The organism is Prevotella histicola (assembly GCF_055385135.1).
Window position 1 is genome coordinate 1,611,229 of record NZ_AP043793.1, and the last position, 24,152, is coordinate 1,635,380.

Annotated in this window: 17 protein-coding genes; 14 read left to right on the forward strand and 3 right to left on the reverse strand. The window is 41.2% G+C overall.

Annotated features, from left to right (window positions below; translation table 11 throughout):
• The first annotated feature begins 11 nt into the window (after positions 1-11).
• The 3 genes from speA to ACZ48L_RS06525 all read left to right on the forward strand — a co-directional run bounded on the left by speA (position 12) and on the right by ACZ48L_RS06525 (position 3,234).
• Positions 12-1,904: a biosynthetic arginine decarboxylase gene (gene speA / locus ACZ48L_RS06515; RefSeq protein ID WP_008823510.1), complete on the forward strand. Its 1,893-nt coding sequence runs from the start codon at positions 12-14 to the stop codon at positions 1,902-1,904.
• 348 nt (positions 1,905-2,252) lie between these two features.
• Positions 2,253-2,765 (forward strand): RNA polymerase sigma factor, encoded by a 513-nt coding sequence (locus ACZ48L_RS06520; RefSeq protein ID WP_025791350.1) that lies wholly within the window; start codon positions 2,253-2,255, stop codon positions 2,763-2,765.
• Positions 2,755-3,234 carry a hypothetical protein gene (locus tag ACZ48L_RS06525; RefSeq protein ID WP_025791351.1) on the forward strand — a complete coding sequence of 160 codons (480 nt, stop codon included), beginning with the start codon at positions 2,755-2,757 and terminating at the stop codon, positions 3,232-3,234. Before ACZ48L_RS06520 ends, ACZ48L_RS06525 begins: the two co-directional genes overlap by 11 nt.
• A gap of 676 nt (positions 3,235-3,910) precedes the next feature.
• Here the strand turns inward: ACZ48L_RS06525 and dprA are convergent.
• From dprA to ACZ48L_RS06540, 3 genes are read right to left on the reverse strand one after another with little or no spacing between them, the layout of a single operon-like run.
• Entirely contained in the window at positions 3,911-5,029 is a 1,119-nt protein-coding gene (gene dprA, locus ACZ48L_RS06530) for a DNA-processing protein DprA (protein ID WP_025791353.1), read from the reverse strand.
• A gap of 51 nt (positions 5,030-5,080) precedes the next feature.
• Entirely contained in the window at positions 5,081-5,488 is a 408-nt protein-coding gene (locus ACZ48L_RS06535) for an acyl-CoA thioesterase (protein ID WP_025791354.1), read from the reverse strand.
• Between the two features lie 25 nt (positions 5,489-5,513).
• Positions 5,514-6,815, reverse strand: coding sequence for a DUF2851 family protein (locus tag ACZ48L_RS06540; protein ID WP_044113826.1), 1,302 nt, complete (start codon positions 6,813-6,815; stop codon positions 5,514-5,516).
• A gap of 173 nt (positions 6,816-6,988) precedes the next feature.
• On the opposite strand from ACZ48L_RS06540, the gene dapB reads away from it, so the two are divergent.
• From dapB to ACZ48L_RS06595, 11 genes are all read left to right on the forward strand, one after another.
• The gene (gene dapB, locus ACZ48L_RS06545) at positions 6,989-7,744 is read left to right on the forward strand and encodes a 4-hydroxy-tetrahydrodipicolinate reductase (protein ID WP_025791355.1); all 756 of its coding nucleotides are present in this window, start codon (positions 6,989-6,991) and stop codon (positions 7,742-7,744) included.
• 42 nt (positions 7,745-7,786) lie between these two features.
• Positions 7,787-9,316 carry a S26 family signal peptidase gene (locus ACZ48L_RS06550; RefSeq protein ID WP_278527964.1) on the forward strand — a complete coding sequence of 510 codons (1,530 nt, stop codon included), beginning with the start codon at positions 7,787-7,789 and terminating at the stop codon, positions 9,314-9,316.
• A gap of 165 nt (positions 9,317-9,481) precedes the next feature.
• Positions 9,482-10,096, forward strand: a complete 615-nt coding sequence (locus ACZ48L_RS06555; RefSeq protein ID WP_025791356.1) for a WbqC family protein — start codon at positions 9,482-9,484, stop codon at positions 10,094-10,096.
• Between the two features lie 358 nt (positions 10,097-10,454).
• Positions 10,455-11,348: a SusF/SusE family carbohydrate-binding protein gene (locus ACZ48L_RS06560; protein ID WP_025791357.1), complete on the forward strand. Its 894-nt coding sequence runs from the start codon at positions 10,455-10,457 to the stop codon at positions 11,346-11,348.
• 710 nt (positions 11,349-12,058) lie between these two features.
• The gene (locus tag ACZ48L_RS06565; RefSeq protein WP_464722033.1) at positions 12,059-15,118 is read left to right on the forward strand and encodes a SusC/RagA family TonB-linked outer membrane protein; all 3,060 of its coding nucleotides are present in this window, start codon (positions 12,059-12,061) and stop codon (positions 15,116-15,118) included.
• Positions 15,119-15,139: 21 nt separating this feature from the next.
• Positions 15,140-16,873 (forward strand): RagB/SusD family nutrient uptake outer membrane protein, encoded by a 1,734-nt coding sequence (locus ACZ48L_RS06570; RefSeq protein ID WP_025791360.1) that lies wholly within the window; start codon positions 15,140-15,142, stop codon positions 16,871-16,873.
• The gene (locus tag ACZ48L_RS06575; RefSeq protein WP_025791361.1) at positions 16,867-18,261 is read left to right on the forward strand and encodes a DUF4960 domain-containing protein; all 1,395 of its coding nucleotides are present in this window, start codon (positions 16,867-16,869) and stop codon (positions 18,259-18,261) included. Before ACZ48L_RS06570 ends, ACZ48L_RS06575 begins: the two co-directional genes overlap by 7 nt.
• 14 nt (positions 18,262-18,275) lie before the next feature.
• Complete coding sequence (locus ACZ48L_RS06580) at positions 18,276-19,871, forward strand: glycoside hydrolase family 32 protein (protein WP_219491074.1); 1,596 nt, start codon at positions 18,276-18,278, stop codon at positions 19,869-19,871.
• 209 nt (positions 19,872-20,080) lie between these two features.
• Positions 20,081-21,769, forward strand: coding sequence for a glycoside hydrolase family 32 protein (locus tag ACZ48L_RS06585; protein WP_025791363.1), 1,689 nt, complete (start codon positions 20,081-20,083; stop codon positions 21,767-21,769).
• A 161-nt stretch (positions 21,770-21,930) separates the two neighbouring features.
• On the forward strand, positions 21,931-23,091 hold the full coding sequence (locus ACZ48L_RS06590) for an MFS transporter (RefSeq protein ID WP_025791364.1): 1,161 nt from the start codon (positions 21,931-21,933) through the stop codon (positions 23,089-23,091).
• Positions 23,092-23,099: 8 nt separating this feature from the next.
• Positions 23,100-23,981, forward strand: coding sequence for a carbohydrate kinase family protein (locus ACZ48L_RS06595; protein ID WP_025791365.1), 882 nt, complete (start codon positions 23,100-23,102; stop codon positions 23,979-23,981).
• The last annotated feature ends 171 nt before the right edge of the window (positions 23,982-24,152 follow it).

Consider the following 24,152-nt stretch of genomic DNA (forward strand, 5'->3'; position numbering starts at 1 on the left):
TAGACTGTAAAATGAAAAAGTGGACGATTGAAGATTCGCGTGAACTGTACAACATCTCAGGATGGGGTACCTCTTATTTTGGAATCAATGACAAGGGCGATGTGTATGTAACACCTTGTAAAGACAATACTCAGATTGACTTACGTGACGTGATGGACGAGCTTGCTTTGCGTGATGTGACTCCTCCTGTACTGTTACGTTTCCCTGATATCCTTGATAATCGAATCGAAAAAACGTCTTCTTGCTTCGACAAAGCAAGGAAAGAATATGACTTTAAGGCCGAGAATTTCATTATATACCCTATAAAGGTAAACCAGATGCAACCTGTTGTTGAGGAGATAATCTCGCATGGTCGCAAGTTCAATCTTGGTCTTGAAGCTGGCTCAAAGCCAGAGTTGCATGCTGTCATAGCCGTACAATGCAAGAGCGACTCGCTTATTATCTGTAATGGTTATAAGGATCAGAGCTACATTGAGCTTGCTTTGCTTGCACAAAAGATGGGTAAGCGGATCTTTATTGTTGTTGAAAAGCTCAACGAAATAGAACTTATTGCACGTGCAGCAAAGAAGTTAAACGTTAAACCAAACCTTGGTATACGTATTAAACTGGCCTCAAGTGGTTCCGGGAAGTGGGCTGAAAGTGGTGGTGATGCCTCTAAATTTGGTCTTACTTCATCTGAATTATTACAGGCTTTACAAACTTTAGATGATAAAGGGTTGCATGATTGCTTGCATCTTATCCACTTTCATATAGGTTCACAGATAACAAAAATACGCAGAATACAGACTGCTTTGAATGAAGCAGCACAGTATTATGTCAACCTACGTAAGTTAGGTTACGATGTAGACTTCGTAGATTGTGGTGGTGGACTTGGTGTTGATTATGATGGAACACGCTCTTCAAGTAGTGAGAGTTCTGTCAATTATTCTATACAAGAGTATGTCAACGACTGTGTTTATACCTTTGTTGATGCAGCAAACAAGAATGATATCCCTCATCCGAACATCATCACAGAGAGTGGCCGTAGCCTTTCTGCCCATCATTCCATCCTTGTCATTGATGTCTTAGAGACTGCTTCACTGCCTGAGATGTCAGAAGACTTTGAAGCAAAGGATACCGATCACCAGTTAGTTAAGGACCTTTACGATATATGGGACAACCTTGACTCTCGCAATATGTTGGAAGATTGGCACGATGCAGAGCAGATTCGCGAAGAAGCATTGGAACTTTTCTCTCATGGATTGGTTGATTTACGTACCAGAGCAGAGATAGAAGCAATGTATTGGAGCGTCTGTCATGAGATCAATAGCCTGTCAAAGAACATGAAACATGTGCCTGATGAACTTCGAAACCTTGACAAGCTGTTAGCAGATAAGTACTTCTGCAACTTCTCTCTCTTCCAATCACTTCCTGATAGTTGGGCTATTGACCAGCTATTCCCTGTTATGCCGATTCAAAGACTCAATGAACGGCCGGCACGTAATGCTACTTTACAGGATATTACATGTGACAGTGATGGTAAAATCTCCAACTTTGTTGCAGCAGGACGTAGCAGTCATGTGCTTCCTGTACATTCTTTGAAGCGCAATGAGCCTTATTATTTAGGTGTATTCCTTGTCGGTGCATATCAAGAAATACTTGGTGATATGCACAATCTCTTTGGTGATACGAATGCTGTTCACATCTCTGTGAAGGACGGAAGCTATCATATTGACCAGATATTTGACGGAGAAACAGTTGAGGAAGTACTTGAATATGTACAGTATAATCCCAAGAAGCTTGTCCGACAACTCGAGATTTGGGTAACCAAGAGTGTCAAACAAGGAAAGATTTCACTTGAGGAAGGCAAGGAGTTTCTCAATAATTACCGCAGCGGACTATACGGATATACGTACTTGGAATAAGCAATTGAGGAGTTATCACATATTTAATAATAGGAAAGGCGGCACAGATAATGTCGCCTTTTGTTTTAAATAACCAATGCTTATCAATGGGAATGCTGAAGTAATGATGGTTGAAGATACAGTTGTTGGGGCTCTTGCCCGGCAGAAAATATAGTAAATAGCTTTCCCCTTCATTCTCAAAAAGAAGATACTTTCCCATTGTTGTGAGCGTTTTACCAAACAGATTACCACCAGTTCAATAGTAGAGTATTTACCCAATATAGTGTTAATGAATTTTAAATATTGAAGAATCTAACCATTCTTCTGTAACTTTCCCCCATATATAATCGTCATTTAAACAGAGAGAAGATGAAGAAAGTCAGTTTCCGTAACGATGTGTTGCCGCTGAAAAATGAGCTTTTTCGGCTTGCACTCCGTATCACTCTCAACAGAGTAGAGGCAGAGGACATCGTTCAAGACACGCTGATAAAGGTCTGGGATCGCCGCTTTGAGTGGGAGAGTATCGACTCTATTGAGGCTTTTAGCCTAACGGTATGCCGGAATCTATCGCTCGATCGCCTCAGAAAGAAGGAGAATAGCAATGATTCTCTTGAAGATGTGAACATAGCCGAGCCCGTTGCTTCATCTAATCCACAAGACCGAATGATACAAGAGGACAGGGTTAGCCTCGTGAGACAGATTATTGACTCACTTCCCGAGAAGCAAAGAAGCTGCATGCAGCTGAGAGATTTCGAAGGAAAATCATACAAGGAGATAGCCCAAGTGCTTGATATTACAGAAGAGCAGGTGAAGGTAAATATCTTCAGAGCTCGTCAAATGGTCAAACAAAAATACTTGAAATTAGATAATTATGGATTATAAGTACATTGAACAGTTACTGGAACGCTACTGGCGTTGTGAGACTTCTCTTCAAGAAGAGGAGATACTTCGCATGTTTTTCCTACAGGAAAACATCCCAGCTAACTTGCAACCTTATCGCCATCTGTTTACTTATGAACAGAATGAAAAGACGGTGAACGTGCTGGGAGATGACTTTGACCAGAAGATATTAGGAATGGTTGAAGAAGACGAGCCTGTAAAGGCACGCATAATAACAATGCGTCAGCGTCTTATGCCACTGTTTAAGGCAGCGGCAGTTGTGGCAATCATTCTCACATTAGGTAATGCAGTACAGGTTGCAGTGTCTGATGGTGATGCGCAACATGCCGTTCCGAGCACAGCAGCAATGGACAAACCACATGAGGGACCATCCGTTGCAAAGGCTGATTCTGTACAGAATGACACCTTACAACATAAGTTACAGGTGCCTGTATCAACCCTTATGAAATAGAAATTTTCTATGCTTTCTCTATAAAAAATCATTTTAATTAAAACAAGTCCGAGGCTGTGAAGCCTCACAATTCTCTCAAATTTTTCATAACATACTAACGTAGAAGAGCCGATATCCCTTGTGGATTTCGGCTCTTTCTGTTATGTTTCTCATACCATGGGTTGGACTTTTGTGATCGTGTTTCATCCTTTCTTTCTTATACTTGTAAGGTATGTCAACACGGAACTGCAGTCTGATGATGACAGGAATATCCAGCATTTATCTTTGTTTTGCATGTTTTCTTTGTGCCTGACGGTAGTGATAGATCTGTCTTTGGGGACTTTTTCTTCTGCTAGTTCCCTATTCCCCGTGTGTAGAGTTATCTTTTATTCGTAACATTATACACATAGGGTTGAGGCAAAGCATAATCCTCTTTTGTAAAATTTATTCCTCTTCCGTTTTTAATAGGGCGTCTTTTGCATTCTAAAAGGGCACCTTTTGCATTGCAAAAGATGCCCTTTTGAGGTGTAAAAGGTGCCCTTTTACATGGTAAAACATACCCTTTTATAAGCCGTTTTGTAACTGATTGAATACTTGGACGTTACAAAGGCGAAAAGAGTTGGTTTTCTCTTGTTTTGAACTTTCTTATATTTTTAAAAGTGTAATATTGTTTTATCATCAACTCTATTACTCCTTTTTACACGATCAAGTGGTAGCATCCGCCCGCCATAGTCCTGATAACACCTTTCATTTCTAAGGAGAAAAGGAGCCCCGAGAGCTGAGAAATAGGGATGTTAGCTTGTGTGGAAAGAAGGTTAATCTGCAGATCATTGTTCTTACTGAGCGTCTTCACTATGGTATCCTCTTCTGCTGAAAGCTCTGGAAAACAGTTACGTTCAATTCCTTTTTGCTGCGCTTGCTCCAAAATTAAGTCTTCATTCCATCCCATAGCCTTCACAAAGTCAGTTGCAGAGGTGATGAGTGCAGCGCCATTGTCACGTATCAGATTATTGCATCCCTCACTGTATTCAGTCCCAATAGCACCTGGGAAAGCGAAGATCTCACGTCCATAGCTTCGAGCAATACTGCAAGTGATGAGTCCACCACCCTTAGCTGCAGACTCAATGAGGATAGTTGCGTCCGAACAACCAGCTACAATACGGTTTCTTTGCACGAAATTACGAGCTACAGGCTGCGTATGTGTCATGTATTCGGTGAGCAATCCTCCGTGTTTTATCATCTCCAGCGCAGTATCACGGTGTCCTCTTGGGTAGATATCATCAAGTCCGTGTGCAAGAACTCCTACTGTTTCAAGCCCATTTTCTAATGCAGCACGATGTGCATGGATGTCAACGCCATACGCCAGTCCGCTGAAAATAAGAACATTTGGGCACAAAGTCTTCAATTCTCTCACAAAGGAGCGGATGAGATCTTGCCCATATGGGGTGCAATGCCGAGTGCCAATAATGTTTATTATCCGTCGGTTGTTGAGGTCAGCATTCCCCAATTGATAGAGTAGGAGAGGTGCATCTGGACATTCACGTAGGCGTTGTGGATATCTTTCATCGTTCATGCAGATAGGTAGGATGTTGTGTTTTTCATCGTATGTCAGCTCTTCTTCAGCCCTTTTCCTCAGTTCATCAATGTCTTTCAGTGCATTGACAAGATGCGTAGAGGCATCAGGAAGAATCTCTCTGATGTCTTTATGGTGTTCAATAACAGTCGTTGCCGACCCTGCACGACGGTATAGTTCCACTAATTCAGTAAGGTGGAACCGTGTCATACGTGTGAGAAGGATGGTATTAAGTGTTTCCATAAGTAGTTAGCCCTTCCCTCTTTTTAGGAGAGAAGGGCGTTGTTTTTTTGCTTATTCTAAAACTTTTGAAAATGCTTCGTCGTACTCTTTGCTCAGTCCTAACTTACCATTGATAAGCGTAACGAGGTCTACGTCGGCATGAAAGCACAGACACTCATCACTGGCACGGAAGATATCATGTGTGAAAACCCAACGTAATCCCTGCTTCTTCAGTCCCATACGTGAGATGAACTCGTCATCACAGCGCAACGGAACCTTGTAAGTTAATTGCATACGAGCCACAACGGCGTCTATTCCTTTCTCATGTAATTCAGAGAAACTCACCCCCAATGACCGCAGAAAACGGTGGCGTGTGTGTTCTGTGTAATGTAGATAGTTGGCGTTGTTAACAATACCCTCGATGTCACATTCATAGTCACGGACATCCATTCGGGTTTCATAAATGTATTTCTTCTCCATTGTTTTGTTTTTATTCTCTTGTTGTTTATGCGTCTTTTTTCTTCAAATATTCATATCCAATGCGGCATCGTAGGCAGTCTTTCTTGTCACAATATGTCTTCTTCAGTTGTATGAGAGCTTGTGAGTCACCTGCTGTTCCAACGGCTAACCCCACTTCTTTCCACATTCTTACAATGTGATTGTTCTCTGCTTTCAAAGCTTCTAAGAAGTCGAAGGCACGGTTGCAGAGTCGTTCTGAACCTTTGTGTCTGCCGTAAGCAAAGAGCATTGGGACGACAGTATTGATGACTAACAGATTCAAAGAGGATGTTGAGAGATGCTTTTCGTTCTTCTCACTCTCTGCACCGAACATGTAGTGCGTCTCCCAGTAGGGTGTTACCTGTGTTGCAAGAAGCTCTTTAGCCTGTTTTACGGTTTCACATTCTAATAGTTGCGACAGTCCTGCATGCCGTTGATAATAGAGATGTGCTAGTTGTGCAATGCGTATATGTGGGAAATTCTGTGGTCGTAATCTCAGAAAACGCCATTGATGAGCATCCATTTTATGTAGTCCGAACTTGTGGGCTAAGTATCTATACTCTTGTTGAAGACGTATGAAATATTCATCTTTTGCAGCCTCCTGCTGGTATCTTTCTGGTATAGCAGGTACTTCTAATAGCCCTGCTTGCCCCAGGAAGATAGCCTCTATTTGCATGATATCATCCCTATGATGGTCTACACTCTGCAGAGGAACCGTCTTTGCCCACGTCTCAAAGGCATCACCATTGATGCCAAAGCCATAGTTTCGGGCGAGTGTTACAAAGTAAGCAGCCTCCCATGAACCGTTGCAGGCGGTCAGTCTTTCTGTGATAGCATCTGTCTTCTGCTCTAAACGTTCTACTTGTAGAGCACTCATCCACGCATGAATCATCAGTTTGGGTAGGTCTGGAATAATGCAATAGCAGGCAGGATAGTTATCTGTAGTTATCAGTTCGTCGTAATGTTCACGTATCTTGACGGGAACATTCAGTTGCATCTGTGGAGGATAGTCACCTTGTTCCGTCCTTACATCCGCATCAATCGACTCTGCTACATGCAGGATTACGTTGTTATAGTTTGCATCTTGCTCATGATGATGTAGAAACCAGTCTGATGAACGATCGTGAATTTCAACATTCCCCACCCATAAAGTGCCGTCAATCTTTACCTTTGCATTGAAGAAATCAGGCCCAGCATTGTGATTATGTAGTCCGGGATCAATGACTTCCACAGGCTTTCCGTCGGTTGTTTTAAGTCCAGTCAGGGGAAACAGTTTGTGTTTCCATACATAATGGATGAGTTGTTCCATACAGATTCTTGGTATTTTATAGACGACAAAAATACAAAAAATCCACTACAATGCTCGCATAGATGGTTTATTTTTTGCTGTCGTGGGGTTCCACCTTATATAAAATACGTGAAGTTATTTTGTTTTGTGTGACAAATCAGCTACCTTTGCATGTGTTTTAATTCGAATTAATTATGAAGATAGCATTGATTGGCTATGGTAAAATGGGGCATATGATTGAAGAAATAGCCCGTGATCGTGGCCACGAAATCGTGAGTATTATAGATGTTAATAATACAAATGACTTCGATTCTCCTGCGTTTGCATCAGCAGATGTGGCAATAGAGTTTACGAATCCAACGGCAGCTTATGACAATTATAAGCGTGCTTTTGCGCATAATGTGAAAGTTGTAAGTGGTTCAACAGGCTGGATGCAGGACCATAAGGCTGATGTGGAACGCCTTTGTAATGAGGAAGGGCAGACGCTTTTTTGGGCAAGTAACTTCTCAATCGGCGTAGCTATCTTCTCTGCAGTGAACCGTTATCTGGCTAAAATCATGAATAAATTCCCTCAATATGATGTTCAGATGGAGGAGGTTCATCATGTTCATAAGCTGGATGCGCCGTCTGGAACAGCCATAACTCTGGCAGAAGAGATCATTGATAATCTCGACCGGAAGGATAAATGGGTAAAAGGTTTCCAGCATGCTGCCGATGGTACGGAGTCGGGAAGTAATGATGTTGCTGCCGATGAGTTGCCCATTGCCTCTATTCGTCGTGATGAAGTGCCAGGTATTCATAGTATCAGTTATGACTCTGATGCCGACAAAATCACTATAACGCATGATGCCCACAGTCGTAAGGGCTTTGCGTTGGGAGCTGTTCTTGCAGCTGAATATACACAGAATCATCATGGATTGCTTACGACAAGTGATCTTTTCCAGTTTTAATAGCAACTATCAACGTTTGATATCGCCTAAAAATAATCTCCTATGATTGATAAAGAGAAAGCCGCACTCAACCCTACTAAGCAATGGGTAAAGTTTATTGTAGTTCTTGTTCTCTATCTTCTCTTCCTCTTATGGGTAGAGAGCTGGTGGGGACTCCTTGTTGTTCCTTTCATCTTTGATGCGTATATAACAAAGAAAATACGCTGGCAGTGGTGGAAAGATGCCGAGGGACCAGTCCGATTCATAATGGGTTGGGTGGATGCTTTGGTATTCGCGTTGGTTGCAGTGTACTTCATTAACCTCTTTTTCTTCCAGAATTATGTTATCCCTTCATCGTCTCTTGAGAAGTCATTGCTTACGGGTGACTATCTGTTTGTCTCTAAAGTAAGCTATGGTCCACGTATTCCAGAGACGCCGTTGACCATGCCTTTGACTCAACATACACTGCCAATCATCAATACAAAGAGTTATATCTCATGGCCACATTGGGATTATCGTCGTGTAAAAGGACTTGGAAAAGTACAATTAAACGATATTGTAGTGTTCAATTTCCCTGCTGGTGACACCATAATGAGCGAACCTGCTTATCAAGGAGATGACTATTATCGTGATGTTTATACAATGGGTGAGAACATCTTAGCCCAACAGAACCCTCATATAAATCTGTCTAAGATGACCACACTGCAGCAACGTGACTTCTATAACAAGGCATATGCTGTCGGGAGAGCTTACATTGTAAGGAATGTAGGGACGTATGGGGTGTTGGATTGGCGTCCTACTGACCGTCGTGAGAACTATGTTAAGCGTTGTGTTGGCCTCCCAGGGCAGACCTTACAGATAAAGAATAAAATCGTTTATCTCGATGGAAAGGCAAATAAAGAACCTGAAAATGTAGAATATACGTACCTTATAAAGTTCAATAATATCACTGCTGCTGACCTCCTTGGTGAGCGTTTTGATGAACTCCGTAAGGACTTAGACATTAGTGCAGAGGATGTTCAGAGCCTCAGCAGACTGCATGGATATGATGTTGATCAGGGATATGTACTCAACAATGCGGCTCTTGCCTATGATGGTTACATGCCTTTGACCAAGCGAGCTGCGGCAGAGTTGAAGCGCCAAGGTCTTGTTAAGTCAATGCGTTTGGTTACAGACAAAGATCTTTATTCTGGTCCTAACTATCCATTGAACGCCTTTACTGGGTGGACACGTGATAATTATGGACCTGTATGGATACCTGCAAAGGGAAAGAGCATAGACCTTACACTGAAGAACCTGCCTGTTTATGAGCGCTGTATCAAGGTGTATGAGAAGAATGACCTGCAGGTTAAGAATGGAAAAATCTATATTAATGGTAAGCCTGCGAGCCGCTATACGTTCAAACTTGACTACTATTGGATGATGGGAGACAACCGTCATAACTCTGCAGATAGCCGCTATTGGGGCTTTGTTCCGGAGGATCATATTGTCGGAAAACCACTGTTTATATGGTGGTCAAGCGATCCTGACCGTAAAGGCTTGGGTGGAATCCGCTGGCATAGACTGTTTAACTGGGTTGATAATATAAAGTAGAAGCATGTATAAGTACAGCTTCATCCTCGCCCTCTCCCAGCTTTGAGAGGGGAGATATTACCAAAGAGGACAATGAATAGCTGTTGTTAAAGACTGTCTTTCATTGTCCTTTTCTTATGTATAAGTATTTATTTTTCCCCATTCCATCACATATCTCAATATATTATGGCAATAGCATTGCTTTCCTCTGCTTACTTCGCACCCATTCAATGGTATCAGAAACTGAACCGTTTTGATGCATGTCTGATAGAACAACATGACCATTTTGTCAAGCAGACCTACAGGAATCGTTGTGTTATTGCTACGACTAATGGTTTACAAGCACTTTCCATACCAGTAGAAAAGTTTGAAGGATTGAAGTGTGAGATGAAAGATGTGCGCATCAGTGACCATGCTAATTGGCGCCATCTACATTGGAATGCTTTGCAATCTGCTTATGGAGAGAGTCCGTTCTTTGAATATTATGCAGATGATTTACATCCTTTTTTTGAACGAAAGTGGGAATATCTTTATGATTTCAATTGGGAGATAACGTTGAAAATGTGCGAACTCATCGATATTATGCCTTCTCTCCGACGTACAGAATGCTATGATTCAGACCCTTCAGGCAGCATTGTTGATTTCCGTGAAGTGATCCGTCCTAAGCATCCAGGTGCTGATCCTGATTTCTCCCCACGCCCTTATTATCAGGTTTATGAGCATAAAATAGGTTTTCACCCCAATCTTAGTATTCTTGATTTGCTCTTTAATGAGGGCAACGAAAGTGTCTTATACTTATGAAAGATTGGTAAAGGCGTTTACTTTTTTTCATATATCCCGTTTTTAATGTTTCTTTTGTAAATATTAAAAGTTATTCTTCTACTTGTATTTTTTAGAAGATTGAAACATTAATTACATTTCTTCTATATATTTGTATGTTGTTGTTTATTAGTGACTTATAAGTGTTTCTTCTGATAAGAATCGATTCTTTTCCTCTTTGTATTATGTTGGTAAGGTAGTTGTATGCTTATTTTTCTTTAAGTATTATTTTGTAATATTGCAGTCAGAAGTGTGGTCTTATTCACCACAACTATATATATACGCCTAAACATAGTAATAGAACTTAAATCAATTAATAAACTTTTAAACTAAATCGATTATGGGATTAAAGACTTTTACCAAATCAATCTTATGTGGTACCCTCCTTGCTGTAGGTGTACTGAACGTAAATGCTCAAGGCAAACTCTACATCATTGGACCTGCTACAGAGGCTGGCTGGAATCCAGGCAAGAGTGTTTCTATGCTTTCTGATGCGGGTGATGCTAATGTTTTCAAAGCAACTGTCTATTTGAAAGCAAATGAAGAGTTCAAGTTTCTTACGGAACCTGAGTTCACGAAGACGGAATATAGAGCAAAGTCTGCAGATGATGTAGAGGTAACTCCAGGTGTAGCAAAGGATATTACAGCTGTACAGGGTGATGCTGAAGATTATAAATTTCATGTAACAGAGTCTGGAAACTATGATATTTCGTGTGATCTTGGGACGAATGTCATGCTCATAAATAAGTCAGCTTACCAAGACACAAATGTTAATTATGCAGCTTTATGGTTGATTGGTAATGCTTGTGATGCAGGATGGGACCTTGGTAAGGCGCCCATTATGCCTCAAGATCCATCCAAGCCTTATGTTTATTCTGGTGTTTATAACCTGAATGCAGGAGAACTTAAGTTTACAATTTCGCCTAATGCTGGCTTCGATGATTCCGCATATTACTTCAGTAACCCTAATGATCCAGGCAAGATGGAATTCGGAACAGCTGGTGATCATAAGTGGAATATCACAGAAGCAGGTCCTTATAGAATCACTGCTAACGTTGCTGATATGACCATCTCTTTCGTAAAGGATTCCTCTGCAGGTATTTCTTCTGTAGAGACAGGAAAGGATGCACCTGCAGAATACTTCACTTTGAGTGGTGTTAAGGTTACTAATCCTACGGCTGGTGTCTATGTGAAACGCCAGGGTGGTAAGACTGTAAAGGTTGTTTTGAAATAGCAGACAAATAGAACTTCTTTTCAATTTAAATAAGAAAGCCTCTGTAGCGAAGTGTATGTTACAGGGGCTTTTATGTGTATTTACGTGTATATAAAGGTTTTGCTAAAATCTCACATATGTCTTTTGTTTTTCCAAAACAAGTATGTCCTTTGAGTAATAAGAGGGTAAGTTCATTTTAGAATCTCCACAGGTGTTGTGCTTTTTATTATGAGGTCTCGTTTAAACTATCTCCTATTCTTTTGCCAAGGACTACATTTAATCATTCTGTCTATACCAGTTTAGAGGATAATAGAGTTAAGAAATAAAACTGGAAAAGATAATTTTTGATAATGAAAAGCTAAAAAGATACTATAAAGGCTTGGCTGGAATTAATCTATTCTATAAATCGCTTCTATAGAGAACAGAGTCTTGTCTGTAAAATGTCTGTCAAAAGTTAGAATAGGAAAATACTCCATTTTATCGAAAAAAGAACGCCTTTGTTTATAACGACAATATTCTTTTGATACAAGAACAGGCTTTTAATATTTACAAGATAATCCATTCCGGTCTCGTCTTATGTAACATTTATGTTATTATAAGAACGATTCATAAGCTATTGATATAAATACTTTGTATAGTTTTGCAACACATAATTAAAAATTAAATTAGTATTACTAACTATCTAAAGTATGAAACAATTATCTCGGATCATCATGAGTCTGTTGGGTATGATGTACTGTGTAGGTGTAATGGCACAGAACGTTGACGTCAGCGGAACAGTCGTAGATGAACAGGATCAGCCTGTCATTGGTGCCTCTGTATTGCAGAAAGGTTCATCTAACGGAACCGTTACGGACATTGATGGTAATTTCTCATTCAAAGCTCCACAAGGAGTAACGTTAGTTGTATCCTATATTGGATACAAGACAACTGAGGTTAAAGCTGGTACTGGACTCAAAATTAAATTACAAACCAATGCCAGTGAACTTAATGAGGTTGTTGTAACTGGTTACACAACACAACGTAAGGCAGATTTAACGGGTGCTGTTTCGGTTGTCAATGTTGACGAACTGGCTAAGCAAAATGAGAATAATCCTATGAAAGCCCTTCAAGGACGTGTCCCAGGAATGAACATTTCAGCTGATGGTTCACCATCAGGTTCTGCTACAGTACGCATTCGTGGTATCGGAACGTTGAATAATAATGATCCACTTTATATCATTGATGGTGTTCCAACCAAAGCTGGTATGCATGAATTGAATGGTAGTGACATTGAGAGTGTTCAGGTTCTGAAAGATGCAGCATCGGCATCTATATATGGTAGTCGTGCTGCTAACGGTGTAATCATCATTACAACAAAGAAAGGAAAAGAAGGAAAAGTAAAAGTAGATGTCGATGCCTCTGTAGCTGCTTCTATGTATGCTCACAAAATGGATGTGTTGAATGCAAAGGAATACGGGCAGGTTATGTGGCAAGCATACGTTAATGATGGTATGGACCCTAACACAAATGGTTTAGGTTATCACTATGATTGGGGGTATGATGCACAAGGTCATCCTGTACTCAATAGTCTTACCATGAAGAAATACCTTGATGCAGCTGGTACAACACCTGCGGCAGACACAGATTGGTTTAAGGAAACAACTCGTACTGGTGTTGTTCAGAACTATAATGTTGCTGTAAGCAGTGGTTCTGATCGCCATTCTTCTTATTTTTCATTAGGATATTATAAGAATCTCGGTATTATCAAGTCATCAGACTTTGACCGTTATTCAGCTCGTATGAATACTGAATACAAGCTTATTAAAGATGTTTTGACCATCGGAGAGCACTTCACTTTGAACCGGACTTCTGAAGTTCAGGCACCTGGTGGGTTCCTTGAGAACGTTCTTCAGTTTAACCCTTCACTCCCTGTATATACTGAAAGAGGTGATTTTGCAGGTCCTGTTGGTGGTTATCCTGACCGTGAGAACCCCGTAGCACGCCTCAGTCGTAATAGTCATAATCGCTATACTTATTGGCGTACCTTCGGTGATGCTTACGTAAACCTCCATCTTTTCAAAGGCTTTAACCTGCGTTCTACCTTCGGTTTGGACTATTCACAGAAGCAACAGCGCATCTTTACATTCCCTGTTACAGAAGGAACGGTCGCCAATCCAAAGAATGCTGTCGAAGCAAAGCAGGAACATTGGACGAAATGGATGTGGAATGCCGTAGCAACCTATAACTTTGAGACAGGTAAACATCATGTAGATGCAATGGCAGGTATAGAATTGAACAGGCAAGATGATGATTATTTCTCAGGCTATAAAGAAGATTATATTATCCTTAATCCAACATATATGTGGCCTGATGCTGGTACAGGAACAGCTCAAGCTTATGGTAATGGTGGCGGTTATTCGCTCGTTTCTTACTTTGGAAAGTTGAATTATAACTACGCTGACAAGTATCTTGCTTCATTTACACTGCGTTATGATGGCTCTTCCCGCTTTGGTAAGAATAATCGTTATGCCACTTTCCCCTCTGTATCTCTCGGTTGGCGTATCAATCAAGAGAAGTTCTTAAAGGATAAACAGTGGTTGAATGATCTCAAGTTGCGTGCATCATGGGGTGCAACAGGTAATCAGGAAATCTCAAATATTGCGCGATATACTATCTATGTCAGCAATTATGGTGTGAATGAGAATGGTGGTCAGAGTTATGGAACATCGTATGATATCACTGGATCAAATGGAGGTGGACAGCTTCCAAGTGGTTTCAAACGCAATCAATTGGGTAATAATGACATAAAATGGGAAACAACAACACAAACAAACCTTGGTTTAGATTTCTCTATATTCAATTCTTCACTCTATGGAAGCTTTGATTGGTACTACAAAAAGACCAAGGATATTCTTGTACAGATGGCTGGTATAGCTGCTATGGGAGAAGGTAGTATGCAATGGATCAATGCTGGTGCAATGGAAAACCGTGGTGTTGAGTTCAATGTTGGATACCGTAAGACAACCAATTGGGGTCTCCATTACGATCTAACGGGTAACATTAGCACGTATCGAAACAAGATTACTGCACTCCCAGCAACTGTCGCTGCCAATGGAACATTCGGTGGTAATGGCGTGAAGAGCGTCATTGGGCATCCGATGGGGGCACAGGTTGGATACATTGAGGAAGGAATCTTCAAGAGTCAAGACGAAGTTGACAATCATGCAAAGCAAGATGGAGCAGCTGTAGGGCGTATGCGTTGGAAGGATTTGAATGGTGATAAGGTTATAACAGAGGCTGATCAAGATTGGATTTATGACCCAACACCAGACTTTTCATATGGTTTCAACGTATATTTGGAGTACAAGAACTTTGACTTCACTATGTTCTGGCAAGGAGTACAAGGTGTAGATGTTATCTCGGACTTAAAGCGTGAGACAGATATCTGGGCTGGTTTGAACATTGGATTCTTGAACAAAGGAAAGCGTTTGACAGAAGCTTGGAGCGCAACTAACCCTGGAAGCAATATTCCTGCACTATCATTATCTGACAATAACAATGAGAAGCGTGTGTCATCTTACTGGGTTGAGAATGGCTCTTATCTGAAGCTTCGCACCATTCAGTTAGGTTACAACCTCCCTAACAGCGTAGCCAGCCGGCTCGCTATGCAGCGTATGCGTTTCTATATCAGTGCACAGAATCTGCTGACAATCCATAGTAAGAGCTTTACAGGTGTTGACCCTGAGAACCCCAACTACGGTTATCCAATTCCTCTCAACATCACTTTTGGTATCAACGTAACATTTTAATAGATAATATCTGATAACAATATGAAAAAGATAATATATATAGTGCTTATGCTAGCGACGTTAGGCATGACGAGTTGTTCGGACTTTCTGGATGATCAAAAGCCTCAGGGTACGTTGAGTGATGAGCAGGTTAAGGACCCCAAATATGTAGATAATTTGGTTATCTCGGCTTATGCAATCTTTATTTCAGCAGAAGATATCAATTCCTCTTTCTCTATGTGGAACTTTGATGTGCGCAGTGATGATGCCTATAAAGGTGGCAATGGTACCAGTGATGGTGATGTATTCCATCAGCTAGAGATAGAACAAGGTGTATTAACAACTAACTGGAATATTAGTGATATGTGGCAACGTTTGTATAATTGTATCTCACGTGTGAATACAGCCATATCACTTCTAGACCAAGTCGATGCTTCTTCTTATCCCAAGAAGAGTGAGCGTCTTGCAGAAATGAAGTTCCTTCGTGCCTATGCACACTTCCTTTTAAAGCGCTTGTATAAGAACATTCCATTCATTATTGATGCAAACTTAACAGCGGCCCAGTATAATACATTGTCTAACCGTGAGTACACTAATGATCAAGGATGGCAGGTTATCATTGATGATTTGATGGAAGCCTACAACAATCTTCCTGTACATCAGGCTGACAAGGGACGCCCAACAAAGGCTTCTGCTGCAGCTTTCCTCACGAAAGTTTATATGTATAAAGCTTATCATCAAGACAATGAGAATACGAATGAAGTGACAAGTATCTCTAAAGATGACCTATTAAAAGCTATACAATTCAGTGATCCTGCTATCTATTCAGCTGGTGGATATGGTTTGGAGAGTGACTTCCACAATAACTTCCGCCCTGAACCACAGTATGAAAATGGTAAGGAGAGCCTTTGGGCAATGCAATATTCCATCAATGATGGTACTAAAAATGGTAATTTGAATTGGAGTTATGGTCTTATTGTTCCGAATATTCCAGGTGTTACAGACGGTGGATGTGACTTCTATAAGCCTAGTCAGAATCTGGTTAATGCCTATCGTACAGATGCCAATGGACATCCTTACATCGGAACTTTCAATACTAAAGACTATGATAAGACAACCGATTATGCTGATCCACGTCTTTTCTTGACGGTAGGTATACCAGGGTTGCCCTATGAATTCAATCCTAAGTTCATCATGGATCAAAGTGCAACTTGGAGTAGAAGTAATGGTTTGTATGGCTATTACGTAACATTAAAGCAGAATGTAGACCCAGAAAGTCCTTATTTAAAGAAAGGAGCTTGGTGGGGAACGTCAGAGAATCGCATCGTATTCCGTTATGCTGACGTGCTATTAGAACGGGCAGAAGCACTTGTTCAATTGAACGATGGTAGAATTAATGAGGCTATCAATATCGTTAATGAGATCCGTAATCGTGCTAAACAGAGTACTGGAGCTATCAGTAACTACCAAAGTGATTATGGTGTAAGGATGAATATTATGCCTTATTCGGGAACATATAACCAGACAGAAGCACTCAACATCATAAAGATGGAACGTCGTCTGGAGATGGGAATGGAGTCAGAACGCTTCTTCGACCTCGTTAGATGGGGGGAAGCTGATATTGTTCTGAATAAGTATTTTGCAGAGGAAGCGAGCCATTGTTCTATCTATACGAATGCTCACTTCACCAAAAACAAGAATGAATATTTACCAATCCCATACGCACAGATTGCTGCTTCTAACGGACATTACAAACAAAACATTGGACAATGGTAATCATGAAGACTAAGATAATAACATTTTTCGTTGCTTTAATAGCCCTTTTGGCATTAGGCAGCTGCAGTAGTGATAATGTATCTGACCTGCAACTTGACGGGCATTGCTCTGTTGAAAATATCAAATTAGATGACTATCAGGGTATTGTAGATAAGACTTCACGTACAATTACAGTACGAGTTCCTGAGACTTATGATGTCACCAATATGACAGTCTCCAAACTTTCAATAAGCCAAGGAGCTATTAGTAATATTAAAGAAGGTGACAAACTTAATATGATAGCTCCACAGGTTATCCGTATTAAGAATGGTGATGTGTACCTTGATTGGACCGTAAAGGTTATGAGAGACGAGGCAAAGATTACCTCTTTCAAGATAAACGGTATCTATAATGGCGTTATTGATGAGGCTAACAAGACCATATCTGTCTATGTTCCAAACTCTCTCAATCTCCATTCACTTACACCATCTATCACCTTCAGTGCCAATGCATCTATTAGTCCAGGGTCAGGTGTCGCCACAGACTTCACTAATCCTGTTGTCTACACCGTCACAAATAACACGGCAACGGCATCTTACACCGTGACAGTAACAGCAATAGGTAAACCAAAAGCTGTCTTTGTTGGACTCCCAGCAACGATGAATGAACTCAATATAGAGGAACTTACAGCATGTAAGTGGATGTTACAGAATATTCCAAATTCTCTTTATGTCTCCTTTAGTGATATAAAGAACGGAACTATAGACCTTAGTGAGTGTAAGGTTATATGGTGGCACTATCACAAAGATGGTGGTGTTGATGGGAAGGAAGCATTCGAACGTGCGGCACCAGAAGCAGTGAATGCCTCTGTAGCATTACGCGATTATTATAATAATGGTGGCTCATTCCTCTTCACTCGTTATGCAACCAATATGCCAGCAGAACTCGGAGCTGTAGCAAACAATGCTACCCCAAACAATTGTTGGGGCGGTAAAGAGGCTGATGCGGAGAAGGTTAATTCTCCATGGAGCTTCTTTATTCAGGGACATACGAATCATCCACTCTTCCAAGGACTCATCATGAAGACAGGAGAACCTAATGCTGTGTATACCTGTGACGCTGGTTATCGAATAACAAACTCTACTGCACAGTGGCACATTGGCGCAGACTGGGGTGGTTATGCCGACTATAACAAGTGGCGTACAGAGACAGGAGCGCAAGATATTGCCTATGGTGGCGACGGTGCTATCGTTGCTTGGGAGTTCCCTGCAACAGGTTCTAAGGGTAAAATCCTTTGCATTGGATCTGGTTGTTACGACTGGTATAGTATCGATGAGGTGCCTTCTCATTATCATGACAACATCGGTAAGATGACGATGAATGCCTTTAATTATCTTATGAACAATTAAAATAACGGTTTTATATGAAGACAATATTATATTCGTTTGCACTTGTCGCATGCACTGTAGCCCCTCTGACGGGCTGCAGTGATAACAATGTTGCTGCAGAAGAGAAGGATTGGAACACTACAACTTACTTCCAATCTACCGATGAAAGCGGACAAAAAACGTACTATAAGCCAGAAGTTGGTTATGTTGGAGACCCTATGCCTTTCTTTGATCCTAAAGCAAAAGACTTCAAGATCCTCTATCTTCAGGACTTCCGCCCTAACCCTGCAGGTACTTTTCACCCTATTTGGGGGGTGTCAACAAAGGACATAGCTAACTATGAGTCCTTGGGTGAGTTAATTCATTGTGGTGGACTCAATGAGCAAGATGCAGCATTGGGAACAGGTTCTACTGTTTATAATGATGCCGACGGACTTTATTATACCTTCTATACAGGGCATCGGACACAAGCTTCAGCATCAGACTACGGAGAAATGGTTATGATGGCTACTTCTCCTGACTTCAAAGTATGGACTAAAAATCATACCTTCCGTCTGAAGGGAAGTGACTATGGATATAGTAGAGACGACTTCCGTGATCCATTTGTATTTAAAGGTGATGACAATAAATGGCACATGTTAGTGGCAACACAGCAAGGAAGTAAAGGCCATTTGGCAGAGTTCACTTCTCCTGACCTCAAGAATTGGACTCATGCAGGTACTTTCATGACCATGATGTGGGACCGTTTCTATGAGTGTCCAGATGTCTTTAAGATGGGTGACTGGTGGTATCTTGTTTATAGTGAGAAGCATTCTGCAATCCGTCGTGTACAGTACTTCAAAGGAAGAAGTCTCGATGAGTTGAAAGCTTGTACGCTGAATGATGCTGGTCGTTGGCCTGATAGCCATGAAGGCTTCTTAGATAGCCGTGCCTTCTATGCTGGGAAGACAGCATCAGATGGACAAAACCGATATATTTGGGGCTGGTGTCCAACCCGTCCAGGCAGAGATAATACAGCTGTTGGAGCTGCTCCTAACGAACCAGAATGGGCAGGAAATCTCGTAGCACATCGTCTTGTTCAGCATGAAGACGGTACATTAACACTCGGAGAGGTAAAGGGTATCAACGAAAAATATAGTCAAAAGCAGGAAGTAAAGCTTGTAGGACAGAGTGAGAATGGTGTTGAAAAGACCAATAACGGATTCACACTCACAGGAGATTCCTATATTCTCTTCGACCGCTTGGGCTATCACAACAAGATATCCTTCACAGTGAAGACTGCATCCAACACTGATAAGTTCGGCATTTCCCTCGTCCGTGGAAGTGATTCTGAGAAGTATTACTCTATGGTTGTTAATCCTGAGAATGACAATACACGTAAGATTAATTTCGAGCAGGAAGGCAAAGCAGGAATGGGATTCATTGCAGGAGCTGACGGATATAACTTCTCTCGTCCTGCTGATAATATTTATCATGTCACTATTTACACGGATAACAGTGTTTCCGTTATGTATATCAACGACGTATGCAGCTATACAAACCGCATCTATGGTACACAGAAGAACTGCTGGAGCATAAATAATTATGGCGGAAAGATTGATATAAGCGACCTTACTGTCAGTCATTATTAACAGAAAAGGACCGACTCTTTTGGAATTATCGTTAAGTAGATAGTTCTAAAAGGGTTGGCTTTTTTAAGATCTAAACCTAAGGGTAAGTAAACCGAAGAGGTATAGCTAACATATTTCAGAGGTGTAAATAAGAGTGTATTTATACCTTAATTATAGAAATAATACGTATCTTTATCGGCGAAAACCGAATTACTAATAGAGAACCTACAATGATAAAAAAGATTATAACACTGGCGGTATGCCTCTTTACAAGTACAGGTTTTATGTTTGGACAAAAGTTTCTTAGCCAGAATCACGCGATGAAACGCGTGAAGACAACGGAGAAATACATCCTCCTTCCTGTAGAAGAGAGCGAGGGTATTGCTCACATTCGTGTTATTAAAGATAACCAAGTAGTTAAGGAATTCAACTGTAAACTCTCTGTTAACAAGACAGACTACACTGTTCCGCTTGATGTAAGCGAATTCGGAGGCGATGTTCTTCTCGACATACAACTTACTGGTGACAAGCGAACAACAGGTCTTATAGAGAACTTTGCTTGCTGGAAAGATTTCAAGGAAACAAGTAAGTTCGATACAACTAATCGTGAGAAGTTTCGTCCCATCTATCATCATACACCAGCATACGGATGGATGAATGACCCTAATGGAATGTTTTATAAGGATGGGGTATGGCATCTTTACTACCAATATAACCCATTTGGTTCGCAATGGGAGAACATGAATTGGGCTCATAGTACGTCAACAGACTTGATGCACTGGACCTATCAGGGTGAAGCCATCCAACCTGATGCACTTGGAACAATCTTTAGTGGCAGTTGCGTTGTGGACAAAGACAATACAGCAGGTTTCGGTAAGGATGTTGTTATAGCATTCTATACTTCAGCAGGAGCATCACAGACGCAGAGCATTGCCTACAGTACTGATAATGGCAAGACCTTCAATAAATACGTAGACAATCCTATTATTACCAGTGATGTCCCTGATTTTCGTGATCCAAACGTGTTCTGGCATGAAGATACAAAGCAATGGATCCTTATTCTTGCGGCTGGTCAACAGATGAATATCTATAGTTCAAAGAATCTGAAGGACTGGAAATATGAGAGTAATTTTGGTGAAGGATATGGTAATCATGGTGGTGTATGGGAGTGTCCTGACCTGTTAAAGGTTGGTGATAAGTGGGTTCTCATCTGTAATATCAATCCTGGTGGCCCCTTTGGCGGTAGTGCTACACAGTACTTTGTCGGCACTTTCGATGGTCATAAGTTTACTTGTGCGTCAAAGCCTGAAGTAACAAAGTGGATGGATTATGGTAAAGACCATTACGCTACAGTATCTTTCAGCAATGCTCCTGATGGTAGAATTGTCGTTCTTCCATGGATGAGTAACTGGCAATATGCCAACCAAGTCCCTACACAACAGTTCCGTTCAGCCAATGGACTACCACGAGAGATGGGGCTGTTTAACTATAATGGTGAGGACTACGTTACCATAAAGCCTTCTCCGGAAGTGTTTGCAGCCTTTGAACAGAAGCCTTCTGGTAGATTACAGGCGGCTACTTGGTTGGAGGTTACGAATATAAAAAACAACGCTTCCATCGTGTTAAGCAACGACAAAGGTGAGAATGTGACAATGGTTTATGATGGTAAGGCAGGTACTTTTAGTATGGATCGCAACGAGAGTGGGCTATCTGACTTCAACAATGACTTCAAAGCAAAGACTGTTGCACCAACCTACGGTGCTGTCAAGGCACTTAATATCTTTGTCGATCGTAGTAGTATAGAAGCCTTCGATGCTGATGGTAAGCTGTCAATGACCAATCTGGTCTTCCCAACAAAACCTTATGATAATGTAATTGCGAAAGGATGTAAGGTAAAGATCCATGCTTTAAAACAATAAAAAGAGTAAGGAAAAGCCTCTCATTGATACACAATTTCTCTGTAGCAGAAACATTTGTTGCGGTCAATGAACGGATTTTTCCACTCTCTTTTACTAAAAGCGGCTACCTTTGCCATCGCAATTAGAAACAGTTATCTATATAAACTAAAAATTTAAATGTTATGTCGAAAACCAATAAACTCGCATTACTACCTGTTATGCTCTGCTTCTTTGCAATGGGCTTTGTTGATTTGGTAGGTATTGCATCCAACTATGTAAAAGATGATCTTCACCTGACTGACGCAACAGCCAACGTCTTTCCTTCACTCGTTTTCTTCTGGTTCCTCATATTCTCTGTGCCAACGGGTATGCTGATGAACAAGATTGGACGAAAGAAGACAGTGTTGGTCAGCTTGATAATAACATTATTTTCACTCCTGTTACCAGTCTTTGGGGAGTCGTATGGCTTGATGCTCGTATCCTTTTCACTGTTGGGTATCGGTAATGCGTTGATGCAAACCTCGTTGAACCCATTGGTTGCAACAGTCATGAAAGGTGGAAATTTTGCATCAACACTAACTTTCGGACAGTTTGTTAAGGCTATAGCCTCTTTCATGGCACCTTATCTTGCAATGTGGGGAGCACAAGCAAGCATTCCAGCCTTTGGTCTTGGATGGCGTGTTCTCTTCCCTATATATCTTGTAATTGGTATCCTTGCCACCCTCTTACTCTTCTCAACTCCTATTGAGGAAGAACCTATTGAGGGTAAAGCAAGTTCTTTCATGCAATGCTTAAGTTTGTTGGGTAAACCTATCGTATTGCTGAGTTTCCTTGGTATCATGTGCCATGTGGGGATTGATGTTGGTACCAATACCACTGCACCTAAGATCCTTATGGAACGATTGGGGATGACTTTGAATGATGCGGCATTTGCTACTTCACTTTATTTCATATTCCGTACGCTTGGATGTCTTACGGGTTCATTCTTCTTAAGAGTGATGAACAACAAGGTATTCTTCATCATATCCATCACAATGATGGCTCTGTCAATGCTTGGACTGGCTGTCGGGACGTCAAAAACGGTCCTTTTCATCGCTATTGCTCTCGTTGGTTATGGGAATAGTAACGTGTTCTCAATGGTCTTTGCACGTGCCTTGCAGAGTGTTCCTGATAAGCAGAATGAAGTAAGTGGATTGATGATTATGGGGCTTTTCGGTGGTACTATCTTCCCTCTCTTTATGGGATTTGCCAGTGACGCATTAGGACAAATTGGTGCAGTAGCAATCATGGCAATAGGCGTTCTGTACCTCTTTACTTATATTCCAAAGATGAATCACAAATAAAATAAGATATGAAACAAGTAATAGTCGGCCTCGGAGAGGCATTATGGGATTGTCTTCCTGAAGGAAAGAAGATTGGTGGTGCACCGGCAAACTTCGCTTATCATGCTGGTCAGTTTGGTCATGACACTCTTGCTATCAGTGCTGTAGGGAACGATGCACTTGGTAAAGAGACGCTTGAGAAGTTCGATCAAAAAGAAGTTAAGTACATTATGCCACAGGTTGACTACCCAACAGGAACGGTTCAGGTTGAACTGGACGAGGAGGGTGTGCCAACTTATGATATTAAAGAAGGTGTGGCTTGGGATAACATTCCATTCACTCCAGAGATTGAAGAGGCTGCTAAAAACTGTCGGGCTGTATGCTTTGGCTCCTTGGCACAGCGTAGTAGCGTGAGTCGACAGACTATTCAGAAGTTCTTGGAGGCTACTCCTAAGGATTGTTTGAAGATCTTTGATATCAACCTCCGACAGAATTTCTATACGAAAGAGATTATTACTAACTCGCTTCATCAAGCAAATATCCTCAAGATTAATGATGAGGAACTTATTACGATTGGGCGTCTCTTTGGCTATCCAGGGCTTGATATTGAGAACAAGTGTTGGCTCTTGTTGGGCAAATACAACCTTGACATGCTTGTTCTGACTTGTGGTGTAAACGGTTCATACGTCTTTGCACCAAACGTACAGTCATTCCAAGAGACTCCGAAAGTCAATGTTGCCGATACGGTTGGTGCTGGTGACTCCTTTACAGGGGCATTCACATCGGCTATATTGGCTGGAATGTCGATAACAGAGGCTCACAGATTGGCTGTGGAAGTGAGTGCATATGTCTGTACACAGAATGGAGCTATGCCTAAAATACCACAGGAACTACTTGAGAGAATCAAGTAAAGAGATGTGGTAATATGCTGACGTCTCACCCTTAGAGGGTAACAACAATACAACACGGTAAAGCCGATTGGTCCAAGGTAAAGGATCTCGGGATAACACAGAAGACCCGGATTGATACAGAGAACGCTTTTTCTCTCAATCAATTCGGGTCTAATTATGACTGTTGGGGCA

Coding starts and splice junctions, on each gene's coding strand:
- speA (WP_008823510.1), top strand. CDS start 12: ATGAAAAAGTGGACGATTGAAGATTCGCGTGAACTGTACAACATCTCA.
- ACZ48L_RS06520 (WP_025791350.1), top strand. CDS start 2,253: ATGAAGAAAGTCAGTTTCCGTAACGATGTGTTGCCGCTGAAAAATGAG.
- ACZ48L_RS06525 (WP_025791351.1), top strand. CDS start 2,755: ATGGATTATAAGTACATTGAACAGTTACTGGAACGCTACTGGCGTTGT.
- dprA (WP_025791353.1), bottom strand. CDS start 5,029: ATGGAAACACTTAATACCATCCTTCTCACACGTATGACACGGTTCCAC.
- ACZ48L_RS06535 (WP_025791354.1), bottom strand. CDS start 5,488: ATGGAGAAGAAATACATTTATGAAACCCGAATGGATGTCCGTGACTAT.
- ACZ48L_RS06540 (WP_044113826.1), bottom strand. CDS start 6,815: ATGGAACAACTCATCCATTATGTATGGAAACACAAACTGTTTCCCCTG.
- dapB (WP_025791355.1), top strand. CDS start 6,989: ATGAAGATAGCATTGATTGGCTATGGTAAAATGGGGCATATGATTGAA.
- ACZ48L_RS06550 (WP_278527964.1), top strand. CDS start 7,787: ATGATTGATAAAGAGAAAGCCGCACTCAACCCTACTAAGCAATGGGTA.
- ACZ48L_RS06555 (WP_025791356.1), top strand. CDS start 9,482: ATGGCAATAGCATTGCTTTCCTCTGCTTACTTCGCACCCATTCAATGG.
- ACZ48L_RS06560 (WP_025791357.1), top strand. CDS start 10,455: ATGGGATTAAAGACTTTTACCAAATCAATCTTATGTGGTACCCTCCTT.
- ACZ48L_RS06565 (WP_464722033.1), top strand. CDS start 12,059: ATGTACTGTGTAGGTGTAATGGCACAGAACGTTGACGTCAGCGGAACA.
- ACZ48L_RS06570 (WP_025791360.1), top strand. CDS start 15,140: ATGAAAAAGATAATATATATAGTGCTTATGCTAGCGACGTTAGGCATG.
- ACZ48L_RS06575 (WP_025791361.1), top strand. CDS start 16,867: ATGGTAATCATGAAGACTAAGATAATAACATTTTTCGTTGCTTTAATA.
- ACZ48L_RS06580 (WP_219491074.1), top strand. CDS start 18,276: ATGAAGACAATATTATATTCGTTTGCACTTGTCGCATGCACTGTAGCC.
- ACZ48L_RS06585 (WP_025791363.1), top strand. CDS start 20,081: ATGATAAAAAAGATTATAACACTGGCGGTATGCCTCTTTACAAGTACA.
- ACZ48L_RS06590 (WP_025791364.1), top strand. CDS start 21,931: ATGTCGAAAACCAATAAACTCGCATTACTACCTGTTATGCTCTGCTTC.
- ACZ48L_RS06595 (WP_025791365.1), top strand. CDS start 23,100: ATGAAACAAGTAATAGTCGGCCTCGGAGAGGCATTATGGGATTGTCTT.